This window comes from Immundisolibacter sp. (assembly GCF_050250495.1).
Classification (GTDB): Bacteria; Pseudomonadota; Gammaproteobacteria; order Immundisolibacterales; family Immundisolibacteraceae; genus Immundisolibacter.
Genome location: NZ_JBFWOM010000018.1, coordinates 41541 through 52294, shown reverse-complemented (window position 1 = coordinate 52294; position 10754 = coordinate 41541). Strand labels below are relative to the sequence as shown.

Annotated in this window: 13 protein-coding genes; 7 read left to right on the top strand and 6 right to left on the bottom strand. The window is 66.8% G+C overall.

The window, feature by feature from the left end; all coding sequences use genetic code 11:
- Window positions 1–1143: 1143 nt before the first annotated feature.
- The 4 genes from AB7F93_RS11460 to AB7F93_RS11445 all read right to left on the bottom strand — a co-directional run bounded on the left by AB7F93_RS11460 (window position 1144) and on the right by AB7F93_RS11445 (window position 3921).
- Window positions 1144–1398: a Txe/YoeB family addiction module toxin gene (locus AB7F93_RS11460; protein ID WP_428303042.1), complete on the bottom strand. Its 255-nt coding sequence runs from the start codon at window positions 1396–1398 to the stop codon at window positions 1144–1146.
- Window positions 1395–1646, bottom strand: a complete 252-nt coding sequence (locus AB7F93_RS11455; protein ID WP_428303041.1) for a type II toxin-antitoxin system Phd/YefM family antitoxin — start codon at window positions 1644–1646, stop codon at window positions 1395–1397. Before AB7F93_RS11455 ends, AB7F93_RS11460 begins: the two co-directional genes overlap by 4 nt.
- A gap of 166 nt (window positions 1647–1812) precedes the next feature.
- On the bottom strand, window positions 1813–2976 hold the full coding sequence (locus AB7F93_RS11450; protein WP_428303040.1) for an acyl-CoA dehydrogenase family protein: 1164 nt from the start codon (window positions 2974–2976) through the stop codon (window positions 1813–1815).
- 162 nt (window positions 2977–3138) lie between these two features.
- Window positions 3139–3921, bottom strand: a complete 783-nt coding sequence (locus AB7F93_RS11445) for an enoyl-CoA hydratase/isomerase family protein (RefSeq protein ID WP_428303039.1) — start codon at window positions 3919–3921, stop codon at window positions 3139–3141.
- Window positions 3922–4134: 213 nt separating this feature from the next.
- Between AB7F93_RS11445 and bphC the strand changes: the two genes are divergently transcribed.
- The 5 genes from bphC (at window position 4135) to AB7F93_RS11420 (ending at window position 7608) form a co-directional block, all read left to right on the top strand.
- Window positions 4135–5070, top strand: coding sequence for a biphenyl-2,3-diol 1,2-dioxygenase (gene bphC, locus AB7F93_RS11440; protein WP_428303038.1), 936 nt, complete (start codon window positions 4135–4137; stop codon window positions 5068–5070).
- Window positions 5071–5242: 172 nt separating this feature from the next.
- Window positions 5243–5983 carry a TenA family transcriptional regulator gene (locus tag AB7F93_RS11435; RefSeq protein ID WP_428303037.1) on the top strand — a complete coding sequence of 247 codons (741 nt, stop codon included), beginning with the start codon at window positions 5243–5245 and terminating at the stop codon, window positions 5981–5983.
- A gap of 19 nt (window positions 5984–6002) precedes the next feature.
- A complete protein-coding gene (locus AB7F93_RS11430) occupies window positions 6003–6311 on the top strand; it encodes a 2Fe-2S iron-sulfur cluster-binding protein (RefSeq protein ID WP_428303036.1) in 309 nt (102 codons plus the stop codon).
- Window positions 6312–6559: 248 nt separating this feature from the next.
- Window positions 6560–7300: a TenA family transcriptional regulator gene (locus AB7F93_RS11425; protein ID WP_428303035.1), complete on the top strand. Its 741-nt coding sequence runs from the start codon at window positions 6560–6562 to the stop codon at window positions 7298–7300.
- Window positions 7300–7608 (top strand): 2Fe-2S iron-sulfur cluster-binding protein, encoded by a 309-nt coding sequence (locus tag AB7F93_RS11420; RefSeq protein WP_428303034.1) that lies wholly within the window; start codon window positions 7300–7302, stop codon window positions 7606–7608. Before AB7F93_RS11425 ends, AB7F93_RS11420 begins: the two co-directional genes overlap by 1 nt.
- A 50-nt stretch (window positions 7609–7658) precedes the next feature.
- Here AB7F93_RS11420 and AB7F93_RS11415 read toward each other — a convergent pair whose 3' ends face one another.
- Entirely contained in the window at window positions 7659–8996 is a 1338-nt protein-coding gene (locus AB7F93_RS11415; RefSeq protein ID WP_428303033.1) for an aromatic ring-hydroxylating oxygenase subunit alpha, read from the bottom strand.
- A gap of 101 nt (window positions 8997–9097) precedes the next feature.
- Window positions 9098–9430, bottom strand: a complete 333-nt coding sequence (locus tag AB7F93_RS11410; protein ID WP_428303032.1) for a DUF4405 domain-containing protein — start codon at window positions 9428–9430, stop codon at window positions 9098–9100.
- 164 nt (window positions 9431–9594) lie between these two features.
- On the opposite strand from AB7F93_RS11410, the gene AB7F93_RS11405 reads away from it, so the two are divergent.
- Window positions 9595–10518: a branched-chain amino acid transaminase gene (locus AB7F93_RS11405; protein WP_428303031.1), complete on the top strand. Its 924-nt coding sequence runs from the start codon at window positions 9595–9597 to the stop codon at window positions 10516–10518.
- A 7-nt stretch (window positions 10519–10525) separates the two neighbouring features.
- Window positions 10526–10732, top strand: a complete 207-nt coding sequence (locus AB7F93_RS11400; RefSeq protein WP_428303030.1) for a zinc-finger domain-containing protein — start codon at window positions 10526–10528, stop codon at window positions 10730–10732.
- The last annotated feature ends 22 nt before the right edge of the window (window positions 10733–10754 follow it).

Sequence of the window (10754 nt, the reverse complement as noted above, 5' to 3'; positions counted from 1 at the left end):
ACCTAGAGGTGGATGCAGCGATAGATGCGCTCGTGCAAGAGCTTGAGGTCGTACGAAAAAAAGCGAAAAAGGAGTTGAAACTTACTCTAGCGCAGCAATTGAAGCGGCCGTGATGTTAGTTAACTAACGAGCGGTACAAGCGAGTGGGCCACTGGCCGGGCTCTCGGCGTACCGCCTAGCTGGGCCGCAGCCGAAGATCAAACGTCAGTAAGGTCTACATAACACCGATGCCGAATCGTAAACGCTATGGTTGGCTCGAGGCAGTGTTTGTCGAGTCTCAAAAAGCCCGATGGTGCACCAGGCCGGCCTGCGGAACGTGCGGAGCCATGGAGTTTAGGCGGAGCGTCTGGGCCGCTGCGGCCCGGCAGAGTGACATCGACGCCAGGGTCGATACCGCTGAGATCCCGCGCGATCTTCTCGCCGGAGTGTCGAGCACGGATCGCGAGGACTTGGTCCGAACCCTCGTTGCCGGTCTTCGAGAATTGCCGCCCTCTTGGACTCCCTCCTATGCTTTCAGTACGATCGTCGGGGATCTGGATCATCTGACTCGATACGACGTGCCATTGGTGCTCGATACCGAGCTGTCTGGTACCCCGGCAGGCGACGCGTTGGCACGGATGCGTGCGGATATCGAGGAGAACAGAGCGCGATATGAACGGCAACGGGAGGAAGCGGCAGAACGAAGGCGTGTCAAGCGGGATAAGAGGGCTGTAGCTCACGCCGACCGTGTGGCCGAGACGCGACGGAGGAACGCCGCCCGTTTGGAGCTGCTTGCTGCCCTTGCCCGCCTTTCGCCCGCCGAGCGGCTATCTCGCGTCGCGAACGATCCGGCGATCAGACTGGACTGCTTATCGGCCGAATTAATTCCCTCGCAAGCGCGAGATCTGATCGACTTGAAGAATGACGATGCGGTCATGCTCCTCATTCGGATCGGAAGACGAAGAGGTCCATGGGGACGGCTGAGGCGTACGCTTGAGCATCAAATAAAGCCGGCGTAGGGCGGAATGGCGCAGCGTATTCCGCCTTCCCTGTTTCGCAAAGGCCGCCAATTCTTTGCGGATTGGCGGGTTACGGCTACGCCTACCCCGCCCTACACCGACTTAACAAGAAACCGCTCGAACGACACACGTTCACGTTTCGCATTCAGTAGTGGTAGCGCAGCTGCGCAATAAGGAGGGAGTCGCCGTCTACCTTGTAGACCATTCGGTGTTCGTCGTTGACGCGACGTGACCAGTATCCGGCCAGCGCGTGTTTCAGTCCTTCGGGTTTGCCGGTGCCGGTAAATGGCGTGCAGGTGGTTTCCAAGATAAGTGCGTTGATGCGTTTGAGCATCTTCCTGTCGGTGTCCTGCCAATGCAGGTAATCCTCCCAGGCCGCCTGTGCAAAGACCAGTTTCACTCGGCGAGTCCGTGCTCCTGACCCTGGCCACTGTGCAGGCTGGCCACGGCTTCGAGAAGCCGTTTGGCGTTCTTGGGGGCGCGGAGCAGGTAAGCGGTTTCTTCGAGTGCCTTGTAGTCCTCCAGCGACATCATGACCACGGACTGCTGCCCGTTGCGGGTAATGATCAGCGGCTCGTGGTCGTCGCAGACCCGGTCCATGGTGTTGGCGAGGTTGGCGCGGGCCGTGGTGTAGGTAATGGCGTCCATTGGGGTGGCCTCCAAATGTGTACGCGTTACTGTACATATTTCGGCGGACTTTGCCTAGCCCGCACAGGGCGGACTAGCGCAGCGTATGCCGCCTTCTGTGTCCCCGGACACGCCGTCCTGCGCTGCTGATCGCTAACCAGCCGCGTCGGTGTTCGGGGGCCGGGCCTTACTTCGGCAGCCCCAGCCAGTTGACGATGTTGTTGCGCTGGATGGCCGACGAACCGCCGAAGATGGGCAGCGCCAGCGAGTCGCGCACGTAGCGTTCCATGGGGAATTCGCTGGCGTAGCCGTAGGCGCCCATGACCTTTTGCGCGGCGAGCGTGATCTCGGTGCAGTACTCGGTGGCCATGAGTTTGGCGATGGCCGTTTCGACGCCGTGGCGGCCTTCGCTGCCGAGCTGGCCCGCCACCTGGTAGACCAGCGTGCGGGCGGTGTAGAGCTTGGCCTGCATGTCGGCCAGCAGGTGGCGGATGGACTGGTAGGTGCCGATGGCCTTGCCGAACTGCTTGCGCTCCTGCGCGTATTGCCAGGCGTCTTCCAGCGCCGCCCAGGCGACGCCGAGCGCAATCGCTGCGACTTCGATCTTCTCGACGTCCAGGCCCGGCCCGGCCAGCATGTCCCAGCCGCGGTTCCAGGCGTCTTCGCCGCCGACCAGGTTGCCGATGGGCACGCGCACGTTGTCGAAGGTGACGTCCGTGGTGTGGATGCCGCGCACGCCCATGCATTCGAACGCCGTGACGGTGACGCCGGGCGCGGTCGGCGGGATCAGCACGAACGAGAGGTTCCGGTAGCGCTGCCCGGCGCGGTCCGAGCAGACCAGCGCGTAGATGTAGTCGGCCTCGTCGGCGCCGGAGCAAAAGCGCTTGGCGCCATTGATGATGAGCGTGTCATCCTCGCGCACCGCGGTGGTCTTGACGCTGCCGAGGTCCGATCCCACGTCGGGCTCGGTGAGGCCGTAGGCGAAGATCAGCTTGCCGTCGGCGATCTTCGGCAGCAGCTCGCGCTTCTGGGCTTCCGAGCCGACCTCGTTGATGTTCATGCCGGCGTAGCAGGTGCACATGATGTACGGCACCGACACCGCGAGCGAGCGGCGCGAGAGTTCCTCGATCACCGCCATGCAGGCCGGGATGTCCACGCCCGCGCCGCCGTATTCCTCCGGCACCGTGAGGCCGCACACGCCGAGCTCGGCCAGCTTGTCGAACACGGCGCGCGGGAACACGTCGTCGCGGTCCCAGCGGGCCGCGGCCTCGCGCGGCATCTCGCGCTCCACGAAGCGCCGCAGTTGGTCGCGCAGCAGGCGGATGTGTTCGGGTTCGGTGAGTTCCAGCATGGCGTTTCTCCTCGGCCGGGATTCGGTTGTTCTCGATGGCGGGCGTGGGAGCGGCGCGCTGCCGCGAACCTCGGGATTCTTGTGGGAGGCCCGCCCTCGGGCCGAATGCGTCAGGCCAGCATTCGCGGCGAGGGCGCCGCTCCCACAGCTTCTATCGGCCGCTCAGCGGTTCTTCCACTGCGGCTTGCGGCGCTCGCGGAACGACGACAGGCCCTCCTGGATGTCCTGCCCGAACACGACCGGGTCCCAGATCTGGCGCTGGAATTCCTCCAGCACCTCGCGGTTGTACTTGACCGACAGGCGCACGGCCTGCGTGTGGGACGCCACCGAGCGCGGCGAGTTGCTGGCGATCTTCTGCGCCAGCTTCATGGCTTCCGCCTGCACCTGGTCGTCCGCCACCACGCGGTTGACGAGGCCACAGGCCTTGGCCTCGGCGGCGCCGAACGGCTCGGCGGTCAGCACCTTTTCCATGAACACGCGCGGGCCCATGAACTTCCACAGGTCCAGATACCCCATGGTCGGCATGCCGACCGAGGTTTCCGGGATACCGAACTTGCACGACTCGCCGGACACGATCAGATCGCAGGCGTTGGCCAGCAGCAGACCGCCCGCCATGCAGTAGCCGTGCACGGCGGCGATCATCGGCTTGGGCGTGGCGCGCACCAGCGCGAAGGCTTCGAGGCCCTGGCGCGGCATCACGTAGAAATTGGACGGCTCGTCGCCGATCAGCTCCAGCGCTTCCTTCAGGTCCCCGCCGGTGCAGAACGCCCGGCCCTCGCCCCGCAGCACGCCCACCCAGGCCTCGTCGTCCTCGGCGTACCGGCGCACGGCGGCGGTGAGGTCCGTCAGCATGGCCACGGACATGGCGTTCATGGCCTCGGGGCGGTTCATGGTGAGGACGGCGACGTGGCCTTCGCGGGCGTAGGTGACCTGCGGCTCGCTCATGGGCGGGTTTCTCCTGGCGGGATTGTGTGTGGGTGGCCGCGGCGCCCAGCGGGTGCCCGAACGGTCAGTCGGCAGGATAAGCGAAGCCCGCGCGGCCGGTACAGCAAGCGCCCGGCCTGACGTGGGTCAAGTTCCGCCGGGGCGTGCGTGGCGTAATCGCCGCCAGCCCGCGCCACGACGGTCGCGGCGCACAGTCACCGGCGGGAGAGCGCAATGGTCAAGGTCACGGAACTCGGTTACATGGGCTTCAACGTCACCGACATGGCGGCGTGGGAGAGCTTTGCCACCGAAATCATCGGCATGGAGCTGCACGACGCCGGCGAGGGGGACCGCAAGTATTTGCGCCTGGACGACTGGCACCACCGCTTCGTGCTGCACAAGAGCACCGAGGACGACATGGCCTACATCGGCTGGCGCGTGCCGGGCCCGGACGAGCTCGAAGAAATGGCCGCCCAGCTCGAAGCCGCCAAGATTCCCTACCGCTGGGCGAGCAGCGCCGAGTGCGACGAGCGCCGCGTGCTGGGCCTGCTGAAGCTGAACGACCCCGGCGGCAACCCGACCGAGGTGTTCTACGGCCCGGAGGTGATGACCTTCCGCCCGTTCCACCCCGGCCGGCCGATGTTCGGCCGCTTCGTCACCGGCGATCAGGGCTTGGGTCACTGCATCCTGCGCCAGAACGACGTGAAGGCCGCCTACGACTTCTACACCAAGGTGTTCGGCATGCGCGGCTCGGTCGAGTACAAGCTGCGCCAGCCGGACGGCTCGATCGTCATGCCGACCTTCATGCACTGCAACGACCGCCAGCACTCGGTGGCCTTCCTGGGCGGCCCGATGCCAAAGCGCATCAACCACCTGATGCTGGAGTACACGGACCTGAACGACCTTGGCGTCGCCTACCACGCGGTGCGCGCGCGCAAGCTGCCGGTCGGCATCGACATCGGCAAGCACTCCAACGACCAGGCGGTCACCTTCTACTGCGGCAACCCGTCCGGCTGGCTGTCCGAGATCGGCTGGGGTGCGCGCAGCGCGCCGAGCCAGCAGGAGTACTACTCGGCCGACATCTGGGGCCACGAGGTGGAGGCGTCCGGCTTCGGCATGGACCTCGACATGGTGGCGGACGAGGTGCCGGCGAAGGCGGGCGCCGCCTGATACGACTGCCGATGGAGGCGCCGCCGACGGACGGGCGGCGCGACGACGACGCGGCACGAGGCCGGACCACACAGGGATTACCCGCTCGGCGCCACGGATGGGCAGGCCGCGCGGTTCGACGACAGCGCCGCCGGGATTGGCCCTGCGGCGGCTTCATCCGGAGGAGCAACCGATGGCTACCGTAGCCCAAGACGTACACACCGCTTACCTCATCGACGTCAAGGCCGACTGGCTGCGACACCTGAAGAACGACGTGCTGGAGCCGGTCGCGGCCGCCGCGCTGGCGCACCCGGTGCTCAAGGACATCGAAGCCGGCCGCCTGCCGAAGGACAAGTTCGCCCGCATGATGGCCAACCTGTGCTGGGTCATCACCGGCTTTCCGGAGTACGTGTCGGCGCTCGCCGCCGGCTGCCCCAAGAACGACCACGTGGTGAAGGCGGCGCTGCTGGAGAACGCCTACATCGAGCGCGACCACCCGTTTCTGCTGGCGCAGGCGGTGAATGCGCTCGGCGGCCCCGGCGACGCCGTGCTGGAGGGCCCGGACTGGGTGTCGTTCGACTTCGACCCGTACATCCACATGCTGCGCATGGTGATCGAGGGCTACGTGTTCCACCGGCCGTGGATCGAGGGCATGGCGGCCACCGCGGTGGGCGTGGAAAGCGTGGTGCCGGCCGTGTTCGGCCGCATCGGCGAGGCGGCCATCAAGCACTACGGTCTTGCCGAGGAAGACGCCGAGTGGTTCCGCATCCACGGCGGTGAAGTCGAGATGGAGCACGGCAACGAGGGCCTGCGGGTGCTCGAAAAATACGTGGCCGCCGACGACATCAACACCCAGAAGGCGTGCATCGCCGGCGCGAGTCTGGTGGCGCACGCCATCGGCACCGGCCTGTTCGACGCCGTGGCGCGCTGGTAGAACCCCCGAGGCAAACCCAATGGCGCGTATCCGCATCAACGGCGGGCCGTGGCGCAAGGTGATGCCGGGCTCGAGCCTGCTCGGCCTCATCAAGGGCCGCGGCGGGCTGCCCATCCATACCTCCTGCGGGCTTGGCAGCTGCGGGTCGGACATCGTGCTGATCGTGTCCGGCATGGAGCACCTGAGTGCGCCGTTCCCGACCGAAACCCGCACGCTCGCGGCCGAGGGCGCGCCGCCGAACGCGCGCCTGTCGTGCGTCACCAAGCTGCTGGACGGGGATGTCGAAGTAGAAGTACCGGACTACAGTCTGGAACAGCCGGCGGCCTGAGCGCCGGCACGCAAGGGGGTAAGCCGGCCGGCTTCCGCGATGGAGGCTGGCCGTTTTTTTTTGCGCGCGGCGCGGCTCGTCGGCCGCTTGTCATCCCCCCTTGTAAGCCAACAGGGCGCGGGCGCACTATCGGCCCGGGCCAGGGAACGCCACTCGCAGGCCCACGCATGGACACGGCGGCGCCGTGGCCAGGGACGGCGCGGCCAATGCCGGGATCGACTGGAAAACTATTTCTGGAGGAGAACCCAATGGCTAGCGTGATCGAGAACGTTCCGACCGACTACCTGATCGCCGTCGGCAGCCCGTGGCTGCAGCGCATGAAAAACGACGTGCTGGAGCCGATCGCGGCGAAGGGGCTGAAGCACCCGGTGCTCGCCGACATCCGCAGCGGTCGCCTGCCGCGTGAGAAGTTCGCCCGCATGATGGCCAACCTGCAGTGGGTCATCACCGGCTTTCCGGAGTACGTGGCGGCGCTCGCCGCGCGCTGCCCGAAGAACGACCACGTGGTGAAGGCCGCGCTGCTCGAGAACGCCTACATCGAGCGCGACCACCCGTTCCTGCTGGCGCAGGTGGTGAACGCACTCGGCGGCCCCGGCGACGCGATTCTCGAAGGCCCGGACTGGGTCTCCTTCGAGCCCGATCCGTACATCCACGCGCTGCGCATCATCATCGAGGGCTACGTCTACCACCGGCCGTGGGTCGAGGGCATGGCAGCCACCGCGGTGGGCGTGGAGACGGTCACGCCGGCGGTGTTCGGCTCGCTCGGCAAGGCGGCCATCGAGCACTACGGCCTGAGTGAGGAAGACGCCGAATGGTTCCGCATCCACGGCGGCGAGGTGGAGATGGAACACGGCAACGACGGCCTGCGCGTGCTGGACAAGTACGTCGGCGCCGACGACATCAACACCCAGAAGGCCTGCACCGCCGGCGCCAGTCTGGTGTCGGATGCGATTGGCGTCGGCATCTTCGACATGGTCGCGCGCTGGTAATGGCGCGCGTGCGCATCAACGGCGGGCCGTGGCGGCGGGTGATGCCGGGCTCGAGCCTGCTCGGCCTCATCCGCGGCCGCGCCGGCATCCCCATTCACAGCTCCTGCGGGCTCGGCAACTGCGGGTCGGACATCGTGCTGATCCTGTCCGGCATGGAGCATCTCAGCGCGCCTTTCCCGACCGAAACGCGCACGCTCGCCGCCGAGGGCGCGCCACCGAACGCGCGCCTGTCCTGCGTCACCAAGCTGCTGGACGGCGACGTCGAGATCGAAGTGCCGGACTACAGCCTGGAGCAGCCGGCGGCCTGAGACATTGACCCGGGCCCGACGCAACGGGCCCGGGTCGGCGCCTCCATCCGTCAGCCCTTGAGCACACCCCGCCCGATCAGCCGCCGCCACTCGCGGTACTGGCCGTAGTAGAGCGTCTCGTCCGTGATGTCCGCGCCGCTCGATTCGGGCTTGATGCCGAGCGCCTGCGCCATGTCGTCGGCGCCCTTCACCAGGTGCGTCATGCCGCGGTCGTAGCCCTGCTGCCAGGCCACGTAGCGGGCCTGAAAGCCGGCCTGGCAGGCCTCGAACTCGGTCAAGTCGTCCGGCGTCGCCATGCCGGTGGCGTTGAAGAAATCCTCGTACTGACGGATGCGCCGCTCGCGCTGACCACCGTTCTCGCCCTTGGGCGCGATGCAGTAGATCTGCACCTGCGTGAGGCCGGGCTCGATCGGCTGCCAGACGCGAATCTGCGACGACGCCTGCTCCATGAAATTCACGTTCGGGTATACGAGCAGGTTGCGCTGGCGGCGCAGCATCCAGTCGGCGTAGACCTCGCCCATGCGCGCCTTGACCTCGTCGGCGCTGCCCCACAGCGGGCGATTTTCCGGCCGCGGGAAGGTGCTCCAGATCAGCGCGTGCCCACGGCCGAGGTCATAACAGCCGGTACGCCCGGCGAGCGCGTTCTTGTCGAAGCCGGACTTCACCTTGTCGTCGCGGCCGCCCGGACCGGCGCCCTCCAGACGGCGCGTGAGCACGCCGACGTAATTGCCGTGCACGGAGGTGAAGTGGTAACCGTCGATGCCGTTCTCGCACTGCATCTTCCAGTTGCCGTGGTAGGTGTAGGTGGAACTGCCGCGCAGCACCTCGATGCCGTCCGGTCCCATGCCGTCCAGCATGTCGATGAACGGGCGCGTGTTGCCGAGGTGCTCTTCAAGCGGCGGCACGTCCGCGCTGAGGCTGCCGAACACGAAGCCCTTGTACACGCCCACGCGCGGCACCGCCGCCAGATCGTGGCTCTGGTTGATGAAGGCCGGTGGGTAGGCGCCCTTGGCCTGGTCCTTGATGTCCACGCAGCGGCCGGCGGTGTCGAACACCCAGCCGTGGTAGGGGCAGGTGATGAACTTCTGGTTGCCGTGGGCGGTGCGGCACAGCGCCGCGCCGCGATGCGGGCAGGCATTCAAAAAGGCGTGGATGCCGCCCGTCGCGTCGCGGGTCACGATGACCGGCTGGCGCCCCATGCGGGTGCGGAAAAAGTCGTTCGGCTTGCCGACCTGGCTTTCGTGGCACAGGAAGATCCACGTGCCTTCGAAGATGTGCCGCATTTCGAGGTCGAACAGCTCCTGGTCCGTGAACAGGCTGCGGCTGACCTCGAACTGCCAGGTATCCGGCCGGTCGACGATCAGCGTGTCGATGTCGTTGGGTTTCATGCGTGAGTTCTCCCGCCTCGGTGAGGACGGGAGAACTCTCGCGCGGCGGTTCCGACCGGCCTTGACGCGCGTCAACGGGGGCGCGCGTCAAGGCAGGCGGGTCACTCCGCCTGCGCGCCGAGCGCGTCCATCGGCTCGGCGATCTCGGGCGGCAGTGTGTTGTTGATGGCCACCGCGTACAGCACCACCAGCAGCGCCACCAGCACGCCGCCGGTGATGGCCACGGCGCGGCTGCGCACGTAGGCGCGCAGCGCGCGGAAGTTGAGCGCGATGTGGGCAACCATCGCCGCCACCATGACCAGACCGAACAGCTTGTGCACCGGGTGCATCTGGATGGTGAACGACGGCCGTTCGATGAAGAACATCAGAAGGCCGGACGTCGACATGGCAATGAACGACACGAACAGCGTGACGGCGACGAGCTTGTAGAACATGCGATTTCCCCTGAACGTTGGACGCAGCGGGCGGCAGTGTATGCGTATGCCCGCGACGCCAGCGCGTCGATCAGCCCCCGGCGGGCAGCGTGTACACTTCCCGGCCGCCGCCGACCCGCGTCGCGCGGCGCTTTTTTTGGGTCAAGGAAACGGGGATTCGTGCCATGGGCATGGAAGATCGGGACGGCGTCATCTGGTTCGACGGGGAGCTTGTCCCGTGGCGCGAGGCCAAGGTGCACGTACTGACCCACTCCCTGCACTACGGCATGGGCGTGTTCGAGGGCATCCGCGCGTACAAGACGCCGCGCGGCACGGCGCTGTTTCGCCTGCAGGAACACATCGACCGGCTGTTCACGTCGGCGCACATCCTGCAGATGCACATCCCGTTCAGCCGCGAGCAGATCATCGAGGCCTGCCGGGCGGCCATCCGCGAGAACGGCCTCGAAGACGGCTACGTGCGCCCGCTGGTGTTCTACGGCTCCGAGGCCATGGGCGTGAGCGCGCCGAACCTGTCCGTGCACGTGACGGTCGCCGCCTGGAAGTGGGGCGCGTACCTGGGTGATGGCGCGCTCGAACGCGGCGTGCGCCTGCGTACCTCGTCGTACGCGCGCCACCACATCAACGTGACCATGTGCCGCACCAAGGCCACCGGCAACTACATCAACTCGATGCTGGCACTGCGCGAGGCGCAGGCCTGCGGCTATGACGAGGCGCTGCTGCTGGACGTGGACGGCTACGTGGCCGAGGGCAGCGGCGAGAACGTGTTCGTCATCCGCAAGGGCGTGATCAACACGCCGGACATCACCTCGGCGCTCGAAGGCATCACCCGCGACACGGTCATCACCCTGGCGCGCGAGGCCGGCTACGAGGTGCGCGAGAAGCGCATCACGCGCGACGAGGTGTACATCGCCGACGAGGCGTTCTTCACCGGCACCGCCGCCGAGGTGACGCCGATCCGCTCGCTCGACGACCGCGTCATCGGCGCCGGCAAGCCCGGTCCGATCACCGCGGCGCTGCAGGAGCGCTTCTTCGCCACCGTGAACGGCGGCAACGAGGCGCATCTGGACTGGCTGACGCCGGTGAAGTGAGGCTGCCATGACGCGCGAAATTCTGGCCAACGCCGAGAACCGCTACGAGGTCACCCGCCACGACCTGCCGCTGTCGTGCCCCATGCCGGGCATGAGCAAGTGGAACTCGCACCCGCGGGTGTTCCTGCCGATCGCCGAGACCGGCGAGGAAAAATGCCCCTACTGCGGGGCGGTGTACGTGCTGGTGCGCGAGGCTGGCGACGCTGTCGCCTGAGCCCAGCGCCCCCGCGGTGCTG